The sequence below is a fragment of the Arsenophonus nasoniae DSM 15247 genome (assembly GCF_000429565.1).
GTDB classification, from domain to species: domain Bacteria; phylum Pseudomonadota; class Gammaproteobacteria; order Enterobacterales; family Enterobacteriaceae; genus Arsenophonus; species Arsenophonus nasoniae.
Genome location: NZ_AUCC01000008.1, coordinates 23,621 through 48,738, shown reverse-complemented (window position 1 = coordinate 48,738; position 25,118 = coordinate 23,621). Strand labels below are relative to the sequence as shown.

The window sequence follows — 25,118 nt, the reverse complement described above, 5'->3', positions numbered from 1 at the left end:
CGGTTTTTAATAATTGTTTTTCTCTGGCGCAATAAATCCTAAGCACATGGATTGCGGATCAGCGCTTGGTTCTGACTGGTAAATAATGGTTTCTTTTTCAATCGTAAATTGTGGCCAATATTTTGACATCCGAGTAAAATTTTCTTGGCTGCAATCTTTACCTTTTCGCCCTAATAGTAAAGCACCATGTTTTTTGATTGTTTCTGCCGTAATATCGCGATAATAAACATTTGGTGGCTGAGCTTCACTGGTATCCCAAGGCTGAATAGTGTGCGGCCTATCAGAAGCATAGATAATAAACCATTGATAAAGATTATCTTCGCCACCAACATATTTTAATGGTTGGCCATACTTTTGCCGCCAGCGCTGTTGTCCTTCTGCTGTGAGTGCTTTAATGCCGATCATTTTCTGGCCAGCACCACGAATATTATAATTTAACACTAGGCAGTAACCTAAAAAGATCAGGCCGCCAATAATAATCAAGCCAAAAAATGTTTTTCGTAATGATTTCTTCGGTTGAGCGGAAATAGAACCAATTAACAATGGGGCCGCAATCATCATAAATGGTTGTAACCATTCTGTCATTCTCCCACCATCATGAAACAAAAACCAACCAAAAATTACGGCTAACGGAAGTAACAAAATAATGTTAACCAATTGATTAGGTTGCTCTTTAGGCCAGCTGATTTTACCGCCTAATAGATAGAGAATAATAGTAGCAATAATTAACGGATAGAAAACAGATAATGTTGAACTAACAACATGGAGGTTGAACCCTTGTTCGATCTGTGAATCAACCCATTTAAAGGCGGAAAAATCATTTTCTATTAACCAGAATAGATTAGGTAAGATTAAGGCCAACCAAAGTGCAATGGCAATATAAAAAAGTGGTTGTTGATAACTTTTTCGCACCTTAGGCACAAAAAGGGTTAATAAAAAAACAGTACCAATAAGGGCCAAGGTTGAATATTTACCCATTGTCGCTAAGCCAGACACCAGTGCAAAGGCAAGCCACCATTTTGGATGATCATAGACAGCACGTAGGAAAAAGAGCAGCACCCAGGGCCATAGCGTGACCAGAATATAGTTATCATTGTATGGGATGATATCAAAATTGATGATGCCTGATAAATTGAGTATCAATAATGCAAACCAAGCTAATTCAATTTTGTGGCTAAGGCGGTAAGCCAACTGCCATACGCCTATCATACCAATCGCTATACCAACAAAGTGAATAAAATACCAATAAAAACTGTAGGAAAAATTTAAGTAGATGGCGGGCCACATAACGGCACCAACAAACCAAGGGTTTTTGGGGGAACCCCATTCGCCATTCATTCCCCAGTTAACCGCTTCAACAGCATCGTAAGGTACAGTTGGATCTAATGAATAACTTCCACAAATCCATAAAATTGCATAAACTGACACCCACAAGTAAAGCAATATTTTTGAGTTTGTGCTAAATAAAGGCATATTATTTTTCATCGTCAGTTGTAAAATTGGTGGGGTAAAAAATCCCATTTATTTGGATTAAACCAGTAACACTATAATAAAGAAAAAATAAAATATGTAGTATTTATTAAGTTATTACTGTTTAGTTAGTTATCATAAACGCTATTTCGCTATGGGATTGAGCGATATTCAATATATTAATGATACTCGTATTTAATGGGTTACTGGTGGCAGGTAGGGTTCCAGTAGCTTAAGTAATTTTTGCAATGCCCCTTGATTCTCATGTAAAACTTCTGCTGCTTGACGACCATGATATAGACGGTAATCTTCATCCTTAAGCAAATGAGAAACAGTAAGAATTAAGGATTTACTATCATTAACTGTAATAAGGCCATCTGCTTGTTTTAGTTTGGTACAAATATCTTTAAAATTGAAAGTGTAAGGTCCCATTAAAACCGGCAGAGCATGTGCGGCTGCCTCTAAAGGATTATGCCCACCTTTTTTGACTAAACTACCTCCAACAAAAGCGAGATCTGCAATACCATAGAGTAACATGAGTTCACCCATGGTATCGCCAATAATAACTTGAGTATCCGTATTAGGAACGAGGTTTTCACTACGGCAAATATAGCGAAATTTAGCTTTTTGGGTTAACTCTTTTGCCTTTGCAAAGCGTTCCGGATGGCGAGGAACAAGAATCAGTAATAAGTCGGGAAATTGTCTTAATAGTTTAGTATGAGCCTGTAAAATAATTGACTCTTCTCCTTCATGAGTACTGGTAGCAATCCAAACTGGACGATGAGGAGCCCATTGTCGACGTAATGTTATAGCTTTTACGGCTAATTCCGGGGTGACAGAAATATCAAACTTTAGACTACCTGTAACATACAAATTTTTTCTTGCTAAACCCAGCTTAATAAAACGTTCGCCATCTTCTTGGTTTTGTGCCGCAATTAAGGTGATTTTTTGCAATAGCTTTTCGATAAAATAACCCAATTTTTGATAACGTGCCGCTGAACGTTCAGATAGACGGGCGTTAGCAATAATTAATGGAATTTTACGTTGTTTTAATTGAAGAATAAGATTTGGCCATAGTTCTGTTTCCATAATAATGGTTAATTTAGGATCGGCATGATTAAGAAAACGGCGTACAGAACCCGCTAAATCATAGGGTAAATATACATGTTGAACATCATCACCAAATGCTGATAAAACACGTTCTGAACCAGTTGGGGTCATGGTAGTAACGGTAATTGGTAGTGTTGGATAATGATGGCGTAATGCTCTAACTAACGGAACAGCTGCTAACGTTTCTCCTACTGAAACAGAATGTAATAATATCCCGCCGGGAATTACCTTACCATTACAAAAGCCATATCGTTCACTCCAACGTTTGCGATAAGCGGGGGATTTGCGACTACGCCATAATAAACGTAACCAAATAATAGGTTGAATAACGTAAATAAGTATTTGATATAGACGTAATAACATTCTATCACATTGACTGATTGAGATTAGCACTATAGTAGCATATTGCACATAGGAAAGTGCAATGAATATCTATTTAAATAGCGTTTTTATTCATCATTAAAGATAAAATTTTGTTAATTAATTTAAATTAAACTAGTGATTAACTAAAAATATAATAGTAATTATCATTTATTTTCAAAAGATAATAATTTATAGCTATTCTTATCAATGATAAGGATTTATTTTGTCAGCATAATTGTTCAATATGCTTAAATAATAAGATAATATATGTTCAATTGCCCGTTATTAGTGAAAAGAACTTTATGAAAAACAAAGCAATTTACCCTGGTACTTTTGATCCTATAACTTACGGTCACTTGGATATTATAGAACGTGCTGCCTTAATATTTGAGCAGGTAATATTGGCTATCGCAGATAGTTCACGTAAAAATCCGATGTTTACCCTCGATGAACGTATTGTCTTTGCTAAAAAACAGACAAAGCATTTAACTAATGTTGAAGTAACTGGGTTTTGTGAGCTCACGGTAAATTTTGCGCAAAAACACCAAGCTAATATTTTGATTAGAGGTGTGCGATCTGTGTCAGATTTTGAATATGAATGCCAGTTGGCGCATATGAATAGTCATCTAATGGCTGATCTGGAAACTATCTTTTTATTACCTTCACCGAAGTTATCGTTTGTTTCTTCTTCTTTGATTAAAGATGTCGCCAGACATGGTGGTGATATTTCATCTTTTTTACCAGAACCAATAGCTAAAGCTATGTTGCAAAAAATTGAACAATAAAAACGAATTACACTTAAGATTATTTTTGGCAGTTATAGCAGAAAAAAGTACTGCGTTGCCCTAGTTTTATTGATTCAATCAGTTGACCGCAGTGTGAACAAGCTTCACCTTTTTTACCATAAACAAACAGCTGTTGAGCAAAATAACCTGGTTTTCCATCTGACTGTAAAAAATCTTTCAATGTTATCCCACCTTGCTTTATTGAACACTGAAGTATCTGTTTGATCTGGATAACTAAATTATCTATCTCTTTTCTTGTTAGTGAATGGGCGGCCCTGGTTGGCAGAATTTTGGCTGCAAATAGCGCTTCATTGGCATAAATATTACCCACTCCAACCACTATCTTATTATCCATTAACCAAGGCTTGATGGCGGTTTTTTTATTTTTTGCTCGTTGGTAAAGATAATCTGCATTAAAGTCGGTAGAAAGGGGTTCCGGTCCTAAATGGAAAAGAACCGGACAATTATCCAGGTCATTAGTCCATAACCAGGCGCCAAAACGTCTGGGATCGGTATAACGCAATGTTTTGCCATCGGCTAGAACCAAGTCGATATGATCGTGTTTTTCGGCTAATTGCTCTTTGGCTAAAATGCGTATACTACCTGACATACCTAAGTGAATAATTATCCAGCCATGCTGGAGTTGGATGAGTAAGTATTTAGCACGCCGTTTAACACTTAAGACTGATTCGTTGGCGATATGTAAAATTTCTGTCGCTACCGGCCAGCGTAATTGACTATTGCGTACTATGCTATATTGTATTTTATTACCAACCAAATAGGGTTCAATTCCACGTCGGCTGGTTTCAACTTCAGGTAGTTCTGGCATAGTTTCCTTAATTATGTAACTAGTCGTTAATCTTAATACATACTACTGTATATTGTGTTGCTTAGTCGATAGAATAGAATGCATTAATGTGTTATCTGGAGTAGAAATGAAGGTTATCCCTATAATTAATAAACGATTTAATTACTGCTCTTATTGGAATTTAGGGGTAGTATTTTTTTTTATTGCTATTTATTTTCTCGATGGTGTTACGCGTTATAAGCATGGCTTAGCAGGATTAATTTACTTTACTGCGATTATCTATTTAATTAAAGATAGAAAGCGCGTTTTCAGTATATTTAAGAATAATTTATTTTTGTCTTTAGTGTTTTTTGTTATAGCAATGCTTTATTCATTAATTATCTCTAAAGATATTAACATTTCATTAAAAGCTATTAATAAAGGTGTTATTGAAAAATTATTTATTACCTCAGTAGCGATTGCTATCGTGCTCTATCAAGAGAAAAAAGAGCATATAACCAAGCTATTGATTTTTTCTTTAATTTTATCTATTTTGCCATTAGCCATTAAGGAAATTCTGCAATATATTGACGAATATCATCAGGGCATCCTGCCGTTATCAGCATTTGAACATCGATATATTTCCGATTGGTTAATTTTCATTCTACCCGCTTTACTCTCTTTTTGGTTTTATAAAGGCGTTAAAAATAAAATCTTATTTTTCTTGCTTTCGGTTACTTTTGTTGCTATTACAATCGGGACATTACAACGAGGTACTTGGTTATCGATTGCGGTAATATTTTTTATCTGGTGTGTAGTAAAAAAACAGATTAAGTTACCCAGCCTTGCTGTTATTGGCATAGGTGTCTTGTTATCCTATTTGGCAATGATTAATCAAGGTCAGTTTGATAAATTATTTTATAAATTAGGACAGACAAATAGCAGTCATCGATATAGTAATGGTACTCAGGATTCAGCCTTAGTTCTTATTAAAGAGAATCCAATAACAGGTTATGGCTATGGCGAGCAATTATTTTATAAAATTTATAATGAAAGAGTAATCGATTATCCTGACTGGATTTTTAAACAATCGATTGGGCCTCATAATACAGTTTTGTCAATTTGGTTTGCCGCTGGAATATTTGGACTAATAGCTATCCTCTATCTTTTTGTTTCGATTTTTATACACTTATTTAATGGATATCGTAATAATACGGTAAAAGACGGTTTTTTGATCCTGATGTTAATATTCATTGGCGATATAATTGTCAGAGGTTTATTTGAAACGGTAAATGTTTCAAATATGGCTATTATAATAGGAATAGCATTAGCACTGAATAGTGATGAAAAATTGATTAATTAGCTAAACTAAAGCACCTATCTATGAGGTGCTTTAAGATTATTTTTTTAATAGTTTATATTTAATTAAGCATAAGAAACCTTGCATATATTTATGTTGTAAAAATAGATGCTTGTATTTCTCTTGCAGCTCCGTTCTCTTTTCTGCCATTTTTAATGGCTGATCTTTCCACGGTGAGTGAATATATGAATTGAAAAAAAATTGACTGGCAGGGTAATTAATACCCCAAGTATGCCAGGGTTTTGTAACGCCAGTATAGTGGATAAGAATGGTGCTATCTGTAATGGTATTTTTGTATTTGGACAAATCGTGATAAGCCAATTCATTTTTCAACTTATATATACAGTTATAATCGCGAGATAAATAGATATTTTGCGTCTGAAATAATATATTTAGGGCATCTTGATCGAGATATTTTAATTTACCGAAATTTGTTTTTCCTCGTACCAGCTCCAATGATTTTTTGGAAAAATCATTTTCGATCCATTTCTGTAAATTCACATAGATTACGCCGGCATTAAAATATTTGCCATTTAAATCGGCTAAATTTAGTCGAGTAGCACTTGATTGCTGCATGCTATCAACATCGAGTACAACAGCGGCAAAAGAATCAGCTAAATTTAGCTGAAATATTTCTTTTAGGCTGCCTTTGCAAATAACATCAGCATCTAGATATAAAATAGCGTGTATGTTAGTACTCAAATATTCAAAAGCGATTAGCCTAAAATAGGTGGCGTAAGACCAGAAGTCTGAGGTTGATAGTTGTTTTAATTCTGCAGCATCTAATAGGTAGATAATTATATTAGAATTATATTTTGCTATCATTGTTTGAAAACGTTGTATATACCCGTCATCAATATAATCAGTGAATAGATGAAAATTGAAATCTGTATCAGTATTATTAATTAATACGGAATTAATTGATATCGCTGCACCAAGTAGAAAATTTTTATCGACACCATAAGCAATGTTAAAATTTTTATTATTTTCAGTAAGCTTTTTTTCCCCTGCAATATTAAATTTTTGTTTTATAAAATGCCTCATGATAAACATAGCCCTTTAACTCTTTTAAAGAGAATTCTAAATTTTGCTAAATAGTAGTGCGTATAATTCTTTAAACCTTCGTGGTATTTTTTTTGTTTGAATTTATGTTTAGCGCAATATCTTAAAAGATGTGCGCTTTCTGCTTTTAATAGCGGTTTATTTTGCCAGGGAGAGGCATTTTTTGCTTTTATAAAGGGTTGTGAAAAGGGAGATATAGCCCATTCATGCCATGGCTTGGTCGAGCCAATATAGTGAATAAAAATAGTATCAAGAGCAAAAGTATCATGTTTAACACTTTGCAGACCATAATTTATACTGTATTGAGTATTATATTTTTTTGCCAAATAGATTACTTTATTTGTTAACAGAATATTTAAAACATCTTGGTCTAGAAAAGAGAGTTTATTTCTTAACGCATTATTTTTAAGCAGTTGCATTGCCTGTGTTGAAATGTCTTCTTCTGCCCAGCGAATAAGATTAATGAGTAAAAATCCAGCATTAAAATATCCTTGTGAAATATTTGCCACTTCTAATTCGGATGCTCTTTTTTGCCACCATTTTTCATCTTTTTCTGTTACAACTGCAGCAATTTCATTATTATTGAATTGAATTTTCTGTAATCTATCTAAATTATTATTACATATGATATCTGCATCTAAGTATAAAATTTTGTCTATTTTATTTGTAAAATAGTCCGCAATGATGAATCTAAAGTAGGTGGCATAGGACCAGTTTCTAGTGCTGGGCAATGATTTTAAGCTTTGATCGTTAACTAAATAAATATTTATTTCAATTTTATATTGCCGTGCAAGGGTGTCGAATAGCGCTTCTTGCTCATGATCAAAATAATCGGTAAATATATGGAAACAGTAATTAATATCAGAATTATGTAGCGCAATTGATGTTATTGAAATTCCGCAACCGTATAAAAAATTTTTATCTACTCCATATGCAATATGGAATTTAGGGTGACAATCAGCATGCATATTTTGCGTTAAGCAGAGTTTTTGTGTAATAACTTTGTGCTTGTCAAAATACATGTACTATACCCATCTTTATAGAATCTTTTATAAAAACAAAACGTTTAGAGTTATAGTCCTCTCCTAACGGTTCTTTCTTTTATTTTTTCTGCTTTAATATTAGCGCTGAATATTAATTTTTGTTCATTATTGAGGATATTTCTTAAACTATCACAAAAATAAATTTGCATAAAACGAAAAATATCTCGTTGGGTTAACCCAATATTTAGTGAAGAAAAATATAACCCAATCAAATCCTTATCTTTCCAACGTTTTGGTACACGTTGCCGTATTTGGGCGCGATGTAAGTCAATGATTGAAATTTTTAATTTTTTTTCATCGCCGTCAAAAGGCAAATGTAATAAAAAATGGCAAATATAGCAATCGCGATGATTGACACCACATGCATGCATTTTACGCACTATTTCAGCCATTCGACAAATTAATGTTTTTTTAGTACTAAATTTTGGGGCTGAATTTTTCCAATTTACGCAGTACTCTTCTAAGCTAATGGTTGGAATAAGCGCTTCGGTAATAATGAATGACTTACGGCATAAAGGATTAATTCCTTTTTGGCCGAAAGCTTTACCATGCATCGTATTAATGCCGGCCTCAGTTAAACGATGAATGGCTTTCCATTCTCTATCGGCGCCTAATACTGGTGTTCGTAAAGAAAATAGGTTTTTTAGTATTTCTTTTAACGTAGTGCCATAATGAATTTTGAGAAAATAACTCTTTGCATTAAGCGTAAAGCATAATGTTTTGCGTGTCTCTAATTGACGAAAAATTTTACCATCTAATTTTTCTATTTCAATAAAAGGATCTTTATCTTGCCATAAGTTTTTAAAAGGTTGTTTCAGTTCAAGCATGCTGGCATCCCAAAATAATATCTGCAGCTTTTTCAGGCAAACTATATAAGTCTTGAGTATCAGCAAAGTGGCGTGCAGATTTCGCCCATTGATTTAATAGAGACTCATTAGCTAAACTTGTCGCCAAAGCATTATTAAGATTTTTTTGTCTATAAGGTTCATTTATTACTATGCCACAATCGGCGTGTTTGATATAGGGCGCATAGCCACAAATCTCGGTTGTAATGACGGGTAAACCCGCTGCAATAGCTTCGATTAATACTATGCCGGCAGCTTCTTGATAGGCAGGATGAATTAATACATCAGCAGCAGCCATCAATTCGGCTATATCATTACGCCCATGAAAAAATAAAACTTGCTTATCTATAGCCAGTTTTTTTGCTAATCGTTGATAGCGGGTAGGTGAGTCTTGCCCTACCACCATTAACATAGTTTTATTTTTTATGCTGTTAGGCAAGGAAGCTATTGATTTAAGTGTTCTATCTACACCTTTACGTTTAAAATCTGAACCAACTTGCAATAAAAGAAATTGATCTTTGGAGATGGCATTTTTTTTACGATATATCTGTTTAGCGTTAGCAATTTGCTGGTCATATTTTCTACTGAGATCAATGCCCGGTGGTAACAGATAAAAACGTGCGTCAGGTGTTTTGTAATGTTTTTTAAAGTCATCAATTTGATGTTGGGTCAACATTAATAATTTAGTGTGACTGTTTACATCAAAGACCGCTTTTTCATAAGCGATATAATGCTTGTACCGTTTGGTCAGTTTATAAAAAAAGCCTTTTTCTTTTTCAACTTTTTCTGCATAACAAACATCTGCTGCATAATAAATATCTAATCCTGGCATTTTATTAAAACCAACAATAACATCAGCAGGATGTTGGGTTAAATGTATTTTGACCTCATGATAGAATGCTTCATTACGCCCATGATTTGTATGTGCTTTAACTGGGATGATGATAACGTTAATATGAGCAGGAATTTCACCATCCCATACCATTGTGTAAACACGTATTTGATGTCCGCGTTTTTGGCAAGCAGAAAGGATCTGGATGAAATCTCTTTGTAGTCCACCAAAAGGGAAATATTTATATAAAAAAAATGCAATTTCCATGGAGTTATATCTCTATCTCAGATTTAATGGTTTGTATATCCATTGGTAACATTTTTTTTGTAGCGGCGATAATATCTTTAGCGGGAATTATTGATAGATACTTTTTATTACGATCACGCTCATGTCGTTCTGGCATTTTTTCATAATTGCCAGCCCAAATTTGAATAACGTTTTTACTCCATGGTTTCCAATATTGATGATCTGTAGCACCGAATAAGCAAATAATTGGGGTTTCTAATGCTGCCGCAATGTGCATTGGTGCTGAATCTACACCGATAAATAAAGCGGCATGACTAATTAGAGCACCTAATTCTGAAAATGTTGTTTTTCCTGCAAATTCTGTAACGGGTGATTGACGACATTGTTGTGCAATATTAGCCACACAGGTTAGATCATCTTTACTGGGACCTGATGTTAGTATAACTCGATATCCTCTAGATTGTAGATTATCAATCACTTCCGCAAATTTTTCATCATCCCAGCACTTAAATTTTTGTCTAGCTGTTGGTTGGATAACAACATAACTACTATGTACACCTAGAGAAATTAATTGATGATTAATTTTTTCCCAATCAGTTGGTTGGTAAGCCATTGTTGTACTGGAATACAAAGTATTAAGTTGAAGAGGTTCTAATATAGAGAGATTTTGCTCAACAACATGTTTTCCCGTTGGTTTAACAATATGTGTAAAACTTCCAGACCAATAGTTTGTATCTCTATGGTTGAATTGATGAGAAATTTTTATCTTGGCAGGAATACATCTTACTAAAAAAGGCACAATCCATTGATCGGCTAAATTTATAATTAAATCATAATGATTTTTTCTTAATTTATTGATTAATATAATAAAATTAACTAATTTGGCTATATTGTTATTTTTTTTGTTTTTTATGCCATAAAGTGCATGAATTTCTTTATTTTCAGACAAGATAGGTATTGTATCTTGATAGAGAAGAATATCAATTTTAGCGGCTGGATAATTTTTTTTGAGTGTGCTAATGACCGGTGTTGTCAACAACATATCTCCATGAAATCGCATTTTAATGATCAGAATTTTTTTAAATTGTTTATCCACTTGCTGCAGTCACTCTTGAATTGTTTGTTTATAAGTTTATCTGATTTTTGACCGATGTTATCTCTATAAATTCAACAAATTTAAGATAGTTAATTTTATTAGAATAATCTAAAGGGTTACCTTTTAGTCTTAGAAATAACCTTTGTTTTAAAAATTTTTAGTAGATTTGAAAAAATAATAAAAATTTGAAGTTGTACAAAGTTAAGGATTTTAAATACTATCAATGAATTAACAATAAGATTACTGATTTGTAATTTACTCTATGTTATTTTTTCTACACATAATGGTATGCGACTATTTTTAAAAACAAATATCACAAAATATTTTAGTATGTTTGAATCGATAGTGGTGAGAGATTATAATATCTGGTTAGTATAAAAGTAAGATAAGTCGATGGCGTAATTTAGTTTATTATAACAATAAAAATTGAATGATTTTTGTTATTCTTAAGCCTTTTGTTAACAGTTTGAATAATTTTAGTAATAATTTTTAAAGTTACTGATTATCTCATTTTAGATAAAAATTTTGGATGGTTATTTTATTATCCCGAAAAATTGTGATTCTCTAGCGTCTAAATGATGTTTTATTCAAAGAAAAATTATATGAATATATGAGCTCAAATTTAATAAATAAAATAATAGAATTTTTTCTTTTTTGATAATTATTTATATTCGCTAAGTTTTTCAAAAGGTTATTTATTATATTAACGAAAAATTTTTTAATTGATTTTAATACAAAGTCAAAAGAGATATTTACTACTGAAGTATTAATTAAAATTATATTGTGATTCATATTGTTCATCGCATTCTTTGGCACTCAGTCTGTATTCCTGTCGTGAAATACCGAAAATACGCCTGGTAGTTACTTTTCTCTTTACTGATGTAAACACATGATAAAATGTTTCGGTCGGCTGTTTTCTATATAATCGATTAGACATCTATTAATCAGCAATTTGGTTATCGATGATCTTTCATTAGCGATGATACGATCTTGTCTTGGTCGTTTATATCCTAATTATAAAAAAATACATTAGACTATTACTATTTTGCTACCTACAGTAGTAACAATTACTATCGATAAATTAATAAATAGCTGATATCAGAGAAAGCTGAGAATTTAAGCTTACTTAAATCATGACTAACCCAAAGGCTAAAATGTCTTAATATTTTTAATAATGGATCTATAGGACAGATTTTGTTAGGTAGCATACTTTTAGTCAGTGAAAATAACTTATTATGTATTTTAAACCATTAACAGTTTATTTCTTGATTAAAAAGAAGTAAAAAATATTAAAAGTGAGATGTAAATTTCTCAAATGAGGGCGAAGATCTTGCTGTGAACAGAACAGAATGAATAAAATGTGAATAATATAAAACTCTCTTCTATACACCAAGGCTTCTATATAAAAAACCCAGCGCAAGCTGGGTTTTTTATTAAAGAAGTTATTTAATTTTGGCTTCTTTATAAATCACATGCTTACGAACAACTGGATCGAATTTTTTCATTTCCAATTTTTCAGGCATAGTGCGTTTGTTCTTCGTTGTAGTATAGAAGTGGCCTGTACCTTCAGAAGAAACTAGTTTAATTTTATCGCGAATACCCTTAGCCATTTTTAAGCTCCTTAGTATTTCTCACCACGGGCGCGAAGTTCAGCAAGAACTGCGTCGATCCCTTTTTTATCGATTATACGCATGCCTTTTGCTGACACACGAAGTTTTACGAAACGTTTCTCAGACTCAACCCAGAAACGGTGAGAGTGCAGGTTTGGCAGAAAGCGGCGTTTAGTTGCATTCATTGCGTGTGAGCGGTTATTACCACTCATCGGGCGCTTACCAGTAACTTGACAGACTCGTGACATGTCTATTTCTCCAAAAATCTAATCAGCTCGAGCTCTATGTCGGGAATGACTGCCTCGTCAGACTTGGGAGCCTATCTCAGCAAATTTTCTTAATATAAAAAACAACTTAACTTCAGTAAAAATTTACTGAGATAGGCCCTTCTTGTCAAACCCGAGATCCTAAAAGGTGGCGTAGTATACGCCCTCTAGCGCTTTCACTCAAGCCCAGAACTAATAAAGTTGCTATTTATTAGTCAAAAAATAGTACTAGAGTAGGTCAAGCTCAACAAATGAAAGGCATTTCTTATGGGTGATGACAAAATGGTCAAGTAATTTTATGTCTATCAAACGGCAAGCATTGGCGATTCTTTCAGTGACAACTTTATCCGCTAAACTGGGCTCTGGATTACCTGATGGATGATTATGCGCTAGAATAATGGATACTGCATTTACCTTAACGGCCTGTCTTAAAATTTCTCTTGGATGTACCTCTACTCGATTTATGGTACCTTTAAACATCTCTTCGTAGCAGATAATTTGATTTTGGTTGTTTAAGAATAATACAATAAAAATTTCTCTATCTTGTCCAAGATAAAAATCAAGTAGATATTTTTTCAAGTGCTTAGGGCTTCTCATAATACTTTGATTAATAAGTTGTTGTGTGAAAAATCGTTTAGCTACTTCACCAATCGCTTGTAATTGTGAATACTTACAAACCCCTAGCCCTTTATGTGCTGAAAATTGTTGATAATCAGCCGTTAATAGTTTGTGAAGCGAACCAAACTCTTTTAATAAGTTTTCTGCTAACATTAAAACCGGAAATCCAGGCAACCCTGTGCGAAGAAAAATGGCCAAAAGCTCTTTGTCACTTAATGATGATGCCCCATAAGCTAAAAGCTTTTCTCTAGGTTGAAGTGCATAATTTATTTCGTCCATATATTTTTCCTATCTATTTCCCTGTCGCTTTAACAGGTTACAGTATGCCAAAATATGCGCCAAAATTTTCTAGCGTAGTTGCGTAGCGTTTTGCAAAAAAGTTTTTTTATGGATAAAAATTGATGCTATTCTCACCTAAACTTCAGCTTATGGTAATATCAGTAAATTCATCATTTGAATTTGGATAGATATGATGGCAGAACTTACAGGTAAAAATATTGTACTTGGCGTTAGTGGTGGTATTGCAGCTTATAAAACTCCGGAATTAGTTCGTCGTTTGCGTGATCATGGTGCAATTGTACGTGTGGTCATGACGAATGCTGCCAAATCTTTCATTACACCGTTGACACTACAGGCTGTTTCGGGCTATCCAGTTGCTGATGATTTCTTGGATCCTGCCGCAGAGGCGGCAATGGGTCATATTGAATTAGCTAAATGGGCAGATTTAATTATTTTAGCGCCAGCAACTGCAGATTTGCTTGCTCGTTTATCTGTTGGTATGGCTAACGATTTATTAACAACGGTCTGTTTAGCTTCAGAGGCAAAAATAGCTGTTGTGCCAGCAATGAATCAGCAGATGTATCGCGCTAATATTACTCAGCAAAATATTACACTACTTAAAGAGCGCCATGTTTTAATTTGGGGTCCTGATGAAGGTAGTCAAGCTTGTGGTGATATTGGCCCTGGTAGAATGCTAGAGCCGTTAGCTATTGTCGAGTTAGCTGAGAATAGTTTTCAGCATAAGCAAGATATGGTAAACCTGCATTTAGCAATTACGGCGGGGCCAACCCAAGAGGAAATCGATCCCGTTCGTTTTGTTACTAATCATAGTTCGGGAAAAATGGGTTTCGCGATAGCACAAGCGGCTGCAGAGCGAGGCGCTAATGTAACACTTATTACCGGTCCAGTTAATTTATCAACGCCAGTAGGCGTTAAACGTATTAATGTTGTTAGTGCGTTGGAGATGTATAACCAAGTACATAATATAATTGATAAACAAGAAATTTTTATTGGATGTGCTGCAGTTGCTGACTATCGACCTAAAGCGTTTGCAAAAGAAAAAATTAAAAAGCAGGCAGATGAAATTACTCTGACATTGGTAAAAAATCCTGATATTGTGGCAAGTGTTGGTAAATTGACTAAAAATCGTCCTTATGTTGTTGGATTTGCAGCAGAGACACAAAATATGGAAGAATATGCTCGTAATAAACGTATGCAAAAAAATCTGGATCTTATTTGTGCAAATGATGTTTCATTAGCTGATCACGGATTTAATTCAGAAAGCAATGCTCTGAATTTATTTTGGGAAGATAAAGAGATATATTTACCACATAGTCATAAATTAGAGCTTGGCCACCGTTTACTCGATGAGATACTTCAACATTATGAAGAAAAAAATAGACATTAAAATTCTTGATCCTCGTGTAGGAAATGAATTTCCTTTGCCCACTTATGCGACAGAAGGATCTGCTGGATTAGATCTGCGAGCTTGCTTAGATCAGGCTATTCAATTAGGACCAGGACAAACTGAGCTATTACCTACAGGATTAGCAGTACATATTGCAGATCAACAATTGGCAGCGGTTATTCTTCCTCGCTCAGGTTTAGGACATAAGCATGGTGTCGTGTTGGGAAATTTAGTCGGTTTAATTGATTCTGATTATCAAGGTGAATTGATGGTTTCGGTCTGGAATCGTGGTGATAGAAGTTTCACTATTGAACCGGGTGAGCGTATAGCACAAATGGTTTTTGTACCAATTGTTCAAGCCGAGTTTGAGCTTGTGCAAGATTTTGAAACCACAAAACGTGGTAGTGGTGGTTTTGGTCATTCAGGCCGCCAATAATATCTTGTTATTTATGAAATATTATCAATTTGTTAATTTTTTTGCTTTATAAATGATGAAAAGCAAGGATTGCATGGTCTGTTTTGTTGTTTTATCAGGGGGCTTGTTTAGCCATGGCAGGAAAAGAGATAGCAAAGAAGAAAAACAGGCGTGAGGAAATCTTGCAGGCGCTTGCGCAAATGTTGGAAACGAGTGATGGCAGCCAGCGCATTACCACAGCTAAGTTGGCAAGTCATGTTGGTGTATCTGAGGCAGCACTTTACCGGCATTTTCCGAGTAAGGGAAAAATGTTTGATAGTCTTATTGAATTTATTGAAAATTCTTTAATTTCGCGTATTAATCTGATTCTGCAAGATGAGAAAGACACCATTAGGCGTATTCGGTTGATTTTAATGTTGATCCTCGGTTTTGCGGAGAAAAATCCTGGATTAACACGAATAATGACGGCACATGCGTTGATGTTTGAGCAGGTTCAGTTACAAGATAGGATTAGCCAATTATTTGAACGTATCGAAGCGCAATTTAGACAGGTTTTAAAGGAAAGAAAAATACGTGATAAGCAAAGTTTTAGTTATGATGAGAGTTTATTAGCATCTCAATTATTAGTATTTTGTGAGGGTATGTTATCACGATTTGTGCGTTCAGAATTTCGTTATTACCCAACTAAAGAATTTGATGCACGCTGGCCTATGATTTTGGCGCAGCTACAATAATTAATTGTACTACTCACTCCGCCTGATATTTGGGCGGAGTTTTTTTTTGTACTAGTGGGTTAAAAATTACTAATTTTTTATTTGGTAAGAGGAGTGGTACCATAGTTCTCACGATAAGTTTTCATCATAGGCAAATGGGTTGACATATTCGGATTTTCACTTAAATAATCAATTAAATCATTCAAAGTGATAATAGAAAATACTTGGCATTTAAATTTTTTTTCGATTTCTTGCACGGCTGATAGGTTCTTTTCACCTTTTTCCTGACGATCTAGACTTAATATAACTGCGCTAAGTTTAGCTTTATGTCGTTTAATTATTTCTGCAGATTCTTTAATTGCCGTTCCTGCTGTAATAACGTCGTCAACGATCACAACATTTCCTTTTAATGGACTACCGACTAATTCTCCACCTTCTCCATGTTTTTTAACCTCTTTACGGTTGAAACAATAAGGTTTATCAAAGTGATAATGTTCAGATAGTGCAACCACCATTGTTGTTACGATCGGAATACCTTTATAGGCTGGACCAAAAATAATGTCACAAGCAGGATTATGATCCATAAATGCTTGGGCATAAAAATGACCTAGTGCAGCTAAATCTTTCCCTGTATTAAAGAGGCCAGCATTGAAAAAATAGGGGCTCTTGCGACCAGATTTCAACGTAAATTCACCAAATTCCAATGCTTTTTTTTTCATGGCGAGTTTAATAAATTCGCGCTGATAGCCTTTCATTAAATTTTCCTCTTTAATTATTTTCTTTTAATTTAACAGCTATAAAGACAGCTAGTAAGATGTAACAGTTTATTATTCTAATGCTTCTTTCTGTGCGGTAAAAATGGTTTGTAAGCCATTTTTTGCTAAAGAAAGTAGCGATAGCAGCTCCTCATGGCTAAATGGTTCACCTTCGGCAGTACCTTGAATTTCAATCATTTTACCATTATCCATCATGACAACATTCATATCTGTTTCTGCCACAGAGTCTTCACTATATTCTAGATCACAAATAGGTTTGCCATCCACTATGCCGACAGAAACTGCCGCAACCATCGATTTAAGCGGACTTTGTTTTAATTTTCCTTCTGCGACCATTTTATTTAATGCATCAGTTAAAGCGACACAGGCACCAGAAATTGCAGCGGTACGAGTGCCTCCATCAGCCTGGATGACATCACAATCTAGTGTAATGGTATATTCACCTAATTGTTTTAAATCAACAGCAGCGCGTAGAGAACGTGCGATAAGGCGTTGTATCTCCATGGTGCGACCTGTTTGTTTGCCTTTTGCCGCTTCGCGTATATTACGCGAATTTGTTGCCCGAGGTAACATACCGTATTCTGCTGTTATCCATCCTTGTGATTGGCCTTTTAAAAAACGGGGAACGCCTTCATCAATTGTGGCGTTACATAATACTTTGGTATCACCAAATTCAATTAAAACAGAACCTTCGGCATGTTTAGTATATTGGCGGGTGATTTTTATAGGGCGCACCTGATCAGCTTCTCTATTCTCTGGACGCATGGTGTTATCTCCTTAGTTAAATAATGTTGGTGGCGCATTATACGTTCTTCGACATTGAATGCCTATCCTATGCTTTCACTCAAGGTTATAATCTAATTTTTATTTATAGGAACGAAATATGATCCATAGTATGACCGCTTTCGCACGACGAGATATAAAAAGTGAATGGGGAAATGCGGCTTGGGAGCTGCGTTCCGTTAACCAACGTTATCTTGAAACTTATATTCGCTTACCGGAACAATTTAGAAGTCTGGAACCGGTTATTCGTGAGCGTCTACGTGCCAGATTAACACGAGGGAAAGTAGAGTGTAGTTTACGTTTTGAACTTAGCTCACATCAGCAGAGCGAATTAGTCCTGAATGAAGAGTTAGCTAACCAATTGATCAGCGCTGCTAACTGGATAAAAAAGAGTAGTGGTGAAGGCGAAATTAATCCATTAGAAATTCTTCGCTGGCCTGGGGTTATGTCAGCTCAGGAGCAAAATTTGGATGTTATTTGTACGCATTTACTTAAAGAATTAGAAATTGCTTTAGATGATTTAATTCTCAGTCGGGAAAGAGAAGGTAAGATGCTAAAGATAATGATTGAGCAACGGCTAGATGCTGTTTGTCAACAAATTCAAGACATTCGTCGTCAAATGCCTGAAATTTTAAAATGGCAGCGTGAGCGCTTACAAACAAAATTAGAAGAGGCAGAAATTCAGATAGATAATAATCGATTAGAACAAGAACTAATCATGTTAGCCCAACGTATTGATGTTGCAGAAGAACTTGATAGGCTGGATGCCCATGTTAAAGAAACACGTAATATTCTCAAAAAGCAAGAAGCTGTCGGCCGTCGGTTGGATTTTATGATGCAGGAATTTAATCGTGAAGCAAATACCTTGGCCTCTAAGTCTATTAATAGCCAAGTGACTAATTCTGCTGTTGAATTAAAAGTATTAATAGAACAAATGCGTGAGCAGATCCAAAATATTGAGTAGTATTTCATAACGATTCACAACAAATTATAAGCCAGAAGATACCTTGTATTGACTGGCTTTTTTACTATCGCAGCATGGTAGAAAGAAACACAATTCTAGTTGATCATTACAGTTTAATCGTTATGGGGGGGACGAGCAGGTTATTCTTGGATGGCATAAACAGTATTTGAATTACACTACGGTAAGCTGTCTATATTATCAATCTATACCACTAATAAATATAAGAGGTTCGATACATGGTTCAATACCACCAGCCATTTGAAGAAATAAAAAGAATTGATGAATCTGGTAGTAATTTGGTCGGTTAAAGCGCTTTCTAAGCAGCTAGAATATTCGGAATACCGTTATTTACGCCTGTTTTAGAATGAGCGAAAGATGACTGGTCCCATACATATAGGACACAATCTTGAAGACCATTTAGAAGATATTCTCGATATGGTCAATATTGGCTCAAGTGTACAAAGAAAATTAAAGCGTGTAATACTGACTTGTTATTACTTGAGGACATCTCTAATGACGGAAAAAAGCACTCAGTATTTTTTGTTACCATCACTTTTCTCGACAGCAATGGTTATCCATGATAATACGTTGGAAAACTTAATAGAAGAAGCGGCTATGGGAGCAAAAACTGTTGAATAGTTGGCACGGTAGTTACGTGGGTACATAAATTGTATTGATTTAATTGGTTGAATAATCCTTGCGTTGCATGTCGTTAGTCAAATCAGACAATTAATCAAAAATTAGCTTAGCAAAATATAATCAAATAATATTGCTAAGACGCTATTCAGTATTCAAAATCATAGTAGTTTATTAAGTTAAGGGTATTTTCTAAAATTGTTAGCATGGTTAAATAACACACTTGTAGTGCTATGATGTTATTTTTGTAAAAAAATGCTAATTAGTGACATTGTATTGAAAAATTTAATTATGAAAAGCGTCTATCAGAAAAATGTTACTTATTTAGCACATTTATTTTCATGAAGATTAAACTACTCATAATGTTTTTGTATCGTAAAATTCTTAGATAATTTGAATGTGTAGAATGTTCAATATATAACCGAGAGAAGTTTACAGCGCAATTGATATGTAGTTTAAATAGATTTTTAGAATGAAATATGGCTAATTAGCCGATATGTTGATTTTATTATAAATAAATTTGTAAGCAAAAGTTTATTTCTTTGTTAAGGTTAATATATTGATATATAAGTAAAAATTAAATTTTTAAGTAAGAAAAAAGAATTACTAATAGTAAATTATGATGAAAAAAAGCTATAAAGCCAGTAGAGACATCTTGCTTCTACTGACGATATGGCTTTATGATATTAAGAAATAAATTTCCATGGTGTTGGCTAACTTGGCAGCCTGACCTTAGATGAGGTCAGGTTTTTTTATTGTTTTTATATAAATCTAATAGTGACTTTACCTTTTTTTATGCTTCGATTGTAGTTAGACTTAAGTCTAGTTTTGCACTATACTTTTGTTCTTACATGGAAGTTGTTATGTATTTTTGGGGGAGTAGCTGGATGTCAAAGGCTTTTTTTGATAATGATACGATAAATAATGTAATAAAAAACTACTTAGATAGAGAATTAGCGGTTTTTGGGGAATTTAGATATGCATATATTATTCTGAATAAAAGAAATCCAGCGGAATTGTTTGCGATAACAAATTATCCAGATCAGTGGGTTGAAATATATAAGGAAAGGAATTATCAACAAATTGATCCCGTTGTTATCTTTGCTCTGAATAGAGTTTCTCCTTTTGAGTGGGACGAAAGTTTGTCTATTAATTCTAATGTTGATTTCTCCAAAATTTTTGATATTTCGAAAGATTATAATGTTGTAAATGGCTACACTTTTGTATTACACGATTATAACAATCGCCTTGCTATGTTATCAATTATGATGGTGAGTTCGGAAGTTGTGGAAATAAAAAAGAAGATAAAAGAGCATAAAAATGATTTGCATATGCTTCTTCTTGATGTTCATGAAAAAATCACCTCTCTGTATCGAGAGATGATTAGACAAAACTATCAGAACCCAGCAAGTGGAAAAGAGTGTTTTTCACCACGCGAAAATGAAATTTTATATTGGGCTAGTATGGGAAAAACCTACTCGGAAATTGCAACCATACTAGGCATAAAATTGGGTACAGTAAAATTTCATATTGGCAGTGTTGTGAAAAAATTAGGCGTTATGAATGCTAAGCATGCAATAAGACTTGGTGTCGAATTACAACTCATTAAACCTGTCTCCAAATGATGGATATATCAATGGCCATTTTTTTAAATTATTATTAACTAGGCTGTCATAATGGCTCCTTATCCTTCCAATTAACTTATTTTGATTTCTAGAATCTATAGGCAAAAGCAGTAGATACACTTTTTCATTTTTTTCTGATAAACCTTGTTCGATGATTGAAACTTCCCAACCTGATCGCTCTACTACTTTTAACATAGCATGGCTGATAATAGTAAGAATCCCATCATAATCGCCTTTTTGCGCATAATTAATCATTGCTAGACATAGTATAAAAAAGACGGGATATTTGTCGCAATTTAGTTCTTTTGTTCGGTCCTTGGCCACAAAAAAACGGCTTGATTCAATATAGTTTCCTTTAGGGAGATTGAGATGTTTGAAAAAAGGTGCAAATGTGCCTGTAATCATGTTAGGAAATTGCATTTCAATAAATCTGACACTACAGATGATGGTGTTATTTCTTACGCCAAATAGATAGTTAGTCTTGTCATTATCATATTCATCAAACTCCATGCCATTAATACAATTTACTGCCCAGTTAAGCCGATCTTTAAATGTTTCTTTTCTTAACGTAAATAATTCTTTTGATTTTTTTTCAGTCAAAAGGTTATAGTTCACATCGAATATTTCTAACATTTTTTCTCCATTATTTCATTTACTCGCAGATCCTATATTTAAAATTACTAAAATATTTCTATCTAGCGATACTATTTTTCGATTTCCACTATGGGTAACAATGCCTATTATATTTTGCCTTCTCTATAATTTTTTGTACACTAGTGGTGTTAAGTTTATATGTGAGTTTTGAGATGGAACTAACTGACTTATAAGGAATATTTTAGTTGAAGTGTAAGTCGGAGGTGTAAATTAATCAGACAGTTTTTAATTAAAAGTTAAAAATTTTTATAGATGAAGTTAGCTATACTAAAAAGACATAAAAAGCGTTTTATTGATAGCGTTGGTTTTAAGAAAGTAATCCATATATTTATAGTATAAAAAATTAAAGTATTTATTAAGATAACTGAATTATCCGCTAAAAATATATTTTATTAACATAATCATTGAAAATTTTTTATTTAATTATTTTAATGAGAGTATTTGCAATATTTATAATAAATTTCACCTTTATCAAAGAAAGTTAATAATTAAAGCACACGGTAAAAGTTTTATCGTATAATGTAGTAAGCCGAATCAATACAGCCCGTCAGGGTCATAAGTAAAATAAATGATATGGTTTTTATACTTATGGCGATATATTAAATCAGAGGTCACCATGAATAAAAAAGGAATAAAAAGAGTTGGCGTTTTAACCAGTGGTGGTGATGCGCCAGGAATGAATGCTGCTATTCGTAGTGTTGTGCGAATGGGACTCTCTGAAGGTTTAGAAGTTTATGGTATTTTTGATGGTTATATGGGGCTTTATGAAAATCGAATAAAAGAACTTAACCGTTTTAGTGTTTCGGATATTATTAATCGTGGCGGTACTTTCTTAGGTTCTGCCCGTTTTCCTGAATTTCGTGATAGTGAGAAGGTAAGAGCCCAAGCTATTGATAATATGAAAAAACATAATATTGATGCCTTGGTTGTCATTGGTGGAGATGGTTCTTATCGCGGCGCAAAGAGGATCACTGAAGCGGGCTTCCCTTGTATCGGTGTACCTGGAACGATTGATAATGATGTTGCTGGTACTGATTATACGATTGGTTATTTCACCGCTTTGGATACCATTGTTGAGGCAATTGATCGTTTACGTGATACCTCAACTTCCCATAAACGTATTTCGATAGTTGAAATAATGGGGCGCCACTGCGGTGATTTGACTTTATCTGCGGCGATTGCTGGAGGCTGTGAGTTTGTGATATTGCCCGAAATACCTTTTGATAAGGAAGAGTTACTAACAGAAATTAAATCTGGCTTAGCAAGAGGTAAACGTCATGCGATTGTTGCTATTACTGAACATATTTGTGATGTTAATGAATTGGCGAAATATATTGAAAAAGCAACGGGTCATGAGACACGGGCAACTGTTTTAGGTCATATTCAGCGGGGTGGTAGCCCAGTAGCGAGTGATCGTGTTCTGGCATCCCGTATGGGCGCTTACTCTATTCAGTTACTTTTACAAGGGTATGGTGGTCGCTGTGTTGGTATCCAAAATGATAAACTTGTTCATCATGATATTATTGATGCAGTTGAAAACATGCAACGTAAGTTTAAGCAGGATTGGTTAGATACGGCGAAGAAACTTTATTGACTTTCTTGAACGGATTGGATTGTAAGCGGTAAAGTTGCGATATAAGCCTCATAAATTTATGAGGCTTATATGGTTTTATTGCGTAATGGTTGTAAGTTTAGTTAGCCATTGTGTTATGCGTTGCTTCTCATCGTCATTGAGCCACATGCCTAATTTAGTTCTACGCCAGATGGCATCATCTAACTCTGTAACCCACTCATTTTCGACTAAATAACGTAATTCAGCTTCATATAAATTATGCCCAAAAGCTTCACCTAGATCTGATAACGATTGTGCTTGGTTTAAGATCAAATTGCTGTTACTACCGTAAGTACGGGCATATCGCAATGCAATTCCTTCTGGTAACCATGGATAGCGTTTACGTAATAGTTGAGCATAACCATCACGATCATAACCTTCAATATCACCACCAGGTAGTGTTGCTTCTTTAGTCCATGCTTTGCCAGTATTAGGGTAGTAATGCGCTAATTTATCGACCGCATGTTCGGCAAGTTTACGATATGTGGTTAATTTCCCACCAAAAACAGATAATAGAGGTGCTTTTCCTTGTTCATCATGGATGTCAAGTGTGTAATCACGTGTAATGGCTTGAGGTGAATCAGATTCATCATCACATAATGGACGTACCCCAGAGTAAGTCCAGACAATATCTTGCTGTGTTAACTGTTTTTTGAAATGATCGTTATAAACTTTTAATAAGTAATTGATTTCATTATTATCGATGTGGACATTTTTTGGATCACCTTGGTATTCGACATCAGTAGTACCTATAATAGAAAACTCGTCCATCCAAGGAATAACAAAGACAATACGGTGATCTTCATTTTGTAAAATATAAGCTTGTGATCCGTCGTGGACACGAGGTACAACAATATGGCTACCTTTAATTAGTCGGATACCGTAGGGAGATTTTAATTGTAACCCTTCATCAAAGAAAGATTTAACCCAAGGTCCAGTTGCGTTTACTAATCCTTTTGCTTGCCAAGTTTCTTTTTTACCCGTACGTAGGTCTTCTGCTTCCACGACCCAGAGCCCGTTCTCACGCCAGGCTCTCGTCGCTTTAGTACGAGTTCGAACTTCACCTTTATGTCTAAGAACTTCTTGTGCATTGAGGACGACTAAGCGTGCATCATCTACCCAACAATCTGAATATTCAAAACCTTTTGTTAATTCTGATTTCAAGACAGAGTTTTTACCAAATTTTAGCCCTTTACTGCTAGGTAGACTGGTACGTTTACCTAGATGATCATAAAGGAAAAGGCCAGCACGGATCATCCAGGCAGGGCGAAGATGAGGTTGATGAGGTAGGCGAAAACGCATAGGAAAAGCGATATGGGGAGCAAGCTTAAGCAAAACTTCACGCTCGGCAAGGGCTTCACTGACTAAACGAAATTCATAATGTTCTAAATAGCGCAATCCGCCATGGATCAGTTTGGAGCTAGCAGAAGAAGTTGCGCTAGCAAGATCTTGAGCTTCTAGTAGTAATACTGATAATCCTCGACCAGCAGCATCAGCGGCAATACCTGCACCATTTATACCACCACCTAGCACAATTAAATCTTTTATTTCCATGCGTCCCCCAATGTTCGAGATTGCTCAAATATGTTCGTTTTCGCTCACAATTTTAATCAAATTAGATTCGAAAGCCAACTATTATTAAGCGGAAAAAACCATAAAATTAATGCCATTTATCATTTGATGGAAAAATAGACCAAAATAGCAAACTAATTTAGAAAATGAGTATTTAATTTGGAGAGAATATGAGCTTATAAAGAAGT

Annotated in this window: 24 protein-coding genes; 9 read left to right on the top strand and 15 right to left on the bottom strand. The window is 34.4% G+C overall.

Features of this window, described 5'->3' with window-relative positions:
• Positions 1–6: 6 nt before the first annotated feature.
• Both G468_RS0103490 and waaA read right to left on the bottom strand, forming a co-directional pair.
• Entirely contained in the window at positions 7–1,473 is a 1,467-nt protein-coding gene (locus tag G468_RS0103490) for an ArnT family glycosyltransferase (RefSeq protein WP_026821930.1), read from the bottom strand.
• Positions 1,474–1,665: 192 nt separating this feature from the next.
• Positions 1,666–2,943 (bottom strand): lipid IV(A) 3-deoxy-D-manno-octulosonic acid transferase, encoded by a 1,278-nt coding sequence (gene waaA, locus G468_RS0103485; protein WP_026821929.1) that lies wholly within the window; start codon positions 2,941–2,943, stop codon positions 1,666–1,668.
• Positions 2,944–3,245: 302 nt separating this feature from the next.
• Here waaA and coaD point away from each other — a divergent pair, with 302 nt between their 5' ends.
• Complete coding sequence (coaD, locus tag G468_RS0103480) at positions 3,246–3,728, top strand: pantetheine-phosphate adenylyltransferase (protein ID WP_026821928.1); 483 nt, start codon at positions 3,246–3,248, stop codon at positions 3,726–3,728.
• 19 nt (positions 3,729–3,747) lie between these two features.
• Here the strand turns inward: coaD and mutM are convergent, their stop codons facing one another.
• Complete coding sequence (mutM, locus tag G468_RS0103475) at positions 3,748–4,557, bottom strand: bifunctional DNA-formamidopyrimidine glycosylase/DNA-(apurinic or apyrimidinic site) lyase (RefSeq protein WP_026821927.1); 810 nt, start codon at positions 4,555–4,557, stop codon at positions 3,748–3,750.
• 106 nt (positions 4,558–4,663) lie between these two features.
• Here mutM and rfaL point away from each other — a divergent pair, with 106 nt between their 5' ends.
• Positions 4,664–5,878, top strand: a complete 1,215-nt coding sequence (gene rfaL / locus G468_RS0103470; RefSeq protein ID WP_034249249.1) for an O-antigen ligase RfaL — start codon at positions 4,664–4,666, stop codon at positions 5,876–5,878.
• A gap of 36 nt (positions 5,879–5,914) precedes the next feature.
• Here the strand turns inward: rfaL and G468_RS0103465 are convergent, their stop codons facing one another.
• From G468_RS0103465 to radC, 8 genes are all read right to left on the bottom strand, one after another.
• Positions 5,915–6,919 (bottom strand): glycosyltransferase family 8 protein, encoded by a 1,005-nt coding sequence (locus G468_RS0103465; RefSeq protein ID WP_026821925.1) that lies wholly within the window; start codon positions 6,917–6,919, stop codon positions 5,915–5,917.
• Positions 6,916–7,959, bottom strand: a complete 1,044-nt coding sequence (gene waaO / locus G468_RS19580; protein WP_051296932.1) for a lipopolysaccharide 3-alpha-galactosyltransferase — start codon at positions 7,957–7,959, stop codon at positions 6,916–6,918. The genes G468_RS0103465 and waaO overlap by 4 nt, the downstream gene beginning before the upstream one ends.
• Positions 7,960–8,009: 50 nt before the next feature.
• Positions 8,010–8,807, bottom strand: coding sequence for a lipopolysaccharide core heptose(I) kinase RfaP (rfaP, locus tag G468_RS0103455; protein WP_026821924.1), 798 nt, complete (start codon positions 8,805–8,807; stop codon positions 8,010–8,012).
• Entirely contained in the window at positions 8,800–9,924 is a 1,125-nt protein-coding gene (locus G468_RS0103450) for a glycosyltransferase family 4 protein (protein WP_026821923.1), read from the bottom strand. The genes rfaP and G468_RS0103450 overlap by 8 nt, the downstream gene beginning before the upstream one ends.
• 4 nt (positions 9,925–9,928) lie before the next feature.
• Positions 9,929–10,999 (bottom strand): lipopolysaccharide core heptosyltransferase RfaQ, encoded by a 1,071-nt coding sequence (rfaQ, locus tag G468_RS0103445; protein WP_026821922.1) that lies wholly within the window; start codon positions 10,997–10,999, stop codon positions 9,929–9,931.
• A 1,442-nt stretch (positions 11,000–12,441) separates the two neighbouring features.
• Positions 12,442–12,609: a 50S ribosomal protein L33 gene (rpmG, locus tag G468_RS0103440; protein ID WP_026821921.1), complete on the bottom strand. Its 168-nt coding sequence runs from the start codon at positions 12,607–12,609 to the stop codon at positions 12,442–12,444.
• Positions 12,610–12,620: 11 nt separating this feature from the next.
• The gene (rpmB, locus tag G468_RS0103435; protein WP_026821920.1) at positions 12,621–12,857 is read right to left on the bottom strand and encodes a 50S ribosomal protein L28; all 237 of its coding nucleotides are present in this window, start codon (positions 12,855–12,857) and stop codon (positions 12,621–12,623) included.
• A gap of 246 nt (positions 12,858–13,103) precedes the next feature.
• Positions 13,104–13,772, bottom strand: a complete 669-nt coding sequence (radC, locus tag G468_RS0103430) for a RadC family protein (RefSeq protein ID WP_026821919.1) — start codon at positions 13,770–13,772, stop codon at positions 13,104–13,106.
• 193 nt (positions 13,773–13,965) lie between these two features.
• On the opposite strand from radC, the gene coaBC reads away from it, so the two are divergent.
• The 3 genes from coaBC (at position 13,966) to slmA (ending at position 16,329) form a co-directional block, all read left to right on the top strand.
• The gene (gene coaBC / locus G468_RS0103425; RefSeq protein WP_026821918.1) at positions 13,966–15,180 is read left to right on the top strand and encodes a bifunctional phosphopantothenoylcysteine decarboxylase/phosphopantothenate--cysteine ligase CoaBC; all 1,215 of its coding nucleotides are present in this window, start codon (positions 13,966–13,968) and stop codon (positions 15,178–15,180) included.
• On the top strand, positions 15,158–15,616 hold the full coding sequence (gene dut / locus G468_RS0103420; protein ID WP_026821917.1) for a dUTP diphosphatase: 459 nt from the start codon (positions 15,158–15,160) through the stop codon (positions 15,614–15,616). The genes coaBC and dut overlap by 23 nt, the downstream gene beginning before the upstream one ends.
• Before the next feature lie 113 nt (positions 15,617–15,729).
• The gene (gene slmA / locus G468_RS0103415) at positions 15,730–16,329 is read left to right on the top strand and encodes a nucleoid occlusion factor SlmA (RefSeq protein ID WP_026821916.1); all 600 of its coding nucleotides are present in this window, start codon (positions 15,730–15,732) and stop codon (positions 16,327–16,329) included.
• Positions 16,330–16,406: 77 nt separating this feature from the next.
• Here the strand turns inward: slmA and pyrE are convergent, their stop codons facing one another.
• Both pyrE and rph read right to left on the bottom strand, forming a co-directional pair.
• A complete protein-coding gene (pyrE, locus tag G468_RS0103410; protein ID WP_026821915.1) occupies positions 16,407–17,063 on the bottom strand; it encodes an orotate phosphoribosyltransferase in 657 nt (218 codons plus the stop codon).
• A gap of 72 nt (positions 17,064–17,135) precedes the next feature.
• Positions 17,136–17,849, bottom strand: a complete 714-nt coding sequence (rph, locus tag G468_RS0103405; RefSeq protein WP_026821914.1) for a ribonuclease PH — start codon at positions 17,847–17,849, stop codon at positions 17,136–17,138.
• Between the two features lie 118 nt (positions 17,850–17,967).
• On the opposite strand from rph, the gene G468_RS0103400 reads away from it, so the two are divergent.
• The 3 genes from G468_RS0103400 (at position 17,968) to G468_RS0103390 (ending at position 21,092) form a co-directional block, all read left to right on the top strand.
• Positions 17,968–18,831 (top strand): YicC/YloC family endoribonuclease, encoded by an 864-nt coding sequence (locus tag G468_RS0103400; protein WP_026821913.1) that lies wholly within the window; start codon positions 17,968–17,970, stop codon positions 18,829–18,831.
• 513 nt (positions 18,832–19,344) lie between these two features.
• The gene (locus G468_RS25045; protein ID WP_276324655.1) at positions 19,345–19,470 is read left to right on the top strand and encodes a hypothetical protein; all 126 of its coding nucleotides are present in this window, start codon (positions 19,345–19,347) and stop codon (positions 19,468–19,470) included.
• A gap of 884 nt (positions 19,471–20,354) precedes the next feature.
• Entirely contained in the window at positions 20,355–21,092 is a 738-nt protein-coding gene (locus tag G468_RS0103390; RefSeq protein ID WP_026821911.1) for a helix-turn-helix transcriptional regulator, read from the top strand.
• Here the strand turns inward: G468_RS0103390 and G468_RS0103385 are convergent.
• Positions 21,063–21,725 (bottom strand): acyl-homoserine-lactone synthase, encoded by a 663-nt coding sequence (locus G468_RS0103385; protein WP_026821910.1) that lies wholly within the window; start codon positions 21,723–21,725, stop codon positions 21,063–21,065. The two genes, G468_RS0103390 and G468_RS0103385, sit on opposite strands and share 30 nt — an antisense overlap.
• 637 nt (positions 21,726–22,362) lie before the next feature.
• Here G468_RS0103385 and pfkA point away from each other — a divergent pair.
• Positions 22,363–23,340: a 6-phosphofructokinase gene (pfkA, locus tag G468_RS0103380; protein WP_026821909.1), complete on the top strand. Its 978-nt coding sequence runs from the start codon at positions 22,363–22,365 to the stop codon at positions 23,338–23,340.
• 75 nt (positions 23,341–23,415) lie between these two features.
• Here the strand turns inward: pfkA and glpD are convergent, their stop codons facing one another.
• Positions 23,416–24,912, bottom strand: coding sequence for a glycerol-3-phosphate dehydrogenase (glpD, locus tag G468_RS0103375; RefSeq protein ID WP_026821908.1), 1,497 nt, complete (start codon positions 24,910–24,912; stop codon positions 23,416–23,418).
• Positions 24,913–25,118: the final 206 nt, after the last annotated feature.

Coding starts and splice junctions, on each gene's coding strand:
- G468_RS0103490 (WP_026821930.1), bottom strand. CDS start 1,473: ATGCCTTTATTTAGCACAAACTCAAAAATATTGCTTTACTTGTGGGTG.
- waaA (WP_026821929.1), bottom strand. CDS start 2,943: ATGTTATTACGTCTATATCAAATACTTATTTACGTTATTCAACCTATT.
- coaD (WP_026821928.1), top strand. CDS start 3,246: ATGAAAAACAAAGCAATTTACCCTGGTACTTTTGATCCTATAACTTAC.
- mutM (WP_026821927.1), bottom strand. CDS start 4,557: ATGCCAGAACTACCTGAAGTTGAAACCAGCCGACGTGGAATTGAACCC.
- rfaL (WP_034249249.1), top strand. CDS start 4,664: ATGAAGGTTATCCCTATAATTAATAAACGATTTAATTACTGCTCTTAT.
- G468_RS0103465 (WP_026821925.1), bottom strand. CDS start 6,919: ATGAGGCATTTTATAAAACAAAAATTTAATATTGCAGGGGAAAAAAAG.
- waaO (WP_051296932.1), bottom strand. CDS start 7,959: ATGTATTTTGACAAGCACAAAGTTATTACACAAAAACTCTGCTTAACG.
- rfaP (WP_026821924.1), bottom strand. CDS start 8,807: ATGCTTGAACTGAAACAACCTTTTAAAAACTTATGGCAAGATAAAGAT.
- G468_RS0103450 (WP_026821923.1), bottom strand. CDS start 9,924: ATGGAAATTGCATTTTTTTTATATAAATATTTCCCTTTTGGTGGACTA.
- rpmG (WP_026821921.1), bottom strand. CDS start 12,609: ATGGCTAAGGGTATTCGCGATAAAATTAAACTAGTTTCTTCTGAAGGT.
- rpmB (WP_026821920.1), bottom strand. CDS start 12,857: ATGTCACGAGTCTGTCAAGTTACTGGTAAGCGCCCGATGAGTGGTAAT.
- radC (WP_026821919.1), bottom strand. CDS start 13,772: ATGGACGAAATAAATTATGCACTTCAACCTAGAGAAAAGCTTTTAGCT.
- coaBC (WP_026821918.1), top strand. CDS start 13,966: ATGGCAGAACTTACAGGTAAAAATATTGTACTTGGCGTTAGTGGTGGT.
- dut (WP_026821917.1), top strand. CDS start 15,158: ATGAAGAAAAAAATAGACATTAAAATTCTTGATCCTCGTGTAGGAAAT.
- slmA (WP_026821916.1), top strand. CDS start 15,730: ATGGCAGGAAAAGAGATAGCAAAGAAGAAAAACAGGCGTGAGGAAATC.
- pyrE (WP_026821915.1), bottom strand. CDS start 17,063: ATGAAAGGCTATCAGCGCGAATTTATTAAACTCGCCATGAAAAAAAAA.
- rph (WP_026821914.1), bottom strand. CDS start 17,849: ATGCGTCCAGAGAATAGAGAAGCTGATCAGGTGCGCCCTATAAAAATC.
- G468_RS0103400 (WP_026821913.1), top strand. CDS start 17,968: ATGATCCATAGTATGACCGCTTTCGCACGACGAGATATAAAAAGTGAA.
- G468_RS25045 (WP_276324655.1), top strand. CDS start 19,345: ATGACGGAAAAAAGCACTCAGTATTTTTTGTTACCATCACTTTTCTCG.
- G468_RS0103390 (WP_026821911.1), top strand. CDS start 20,355: ATGTCAAAGGCTTTTTTTGATAATGATACGATAAATAATGTAATAAAA.
- G468_RS0103385 (WP_026821910.1), bottom strand. CDS start 21,725: ATGTTAGAAATATTCGATGTGAACTATAACCTTTTGACTGAAAAAAAA.
- pfkA (WP_026821909.1), top strand. CDS start 22,363: ATGAATAAAAAAGGAATAAAAAGAGTTGGCGTTTTAACCAGTGGTGGT.
- glpD (WP_026821908.1), bottom strand. CDS start 24,912: ATGGAAATAAAAGATTTAATTGTGCTAGGTGGTGGTATAAATGGTGCA.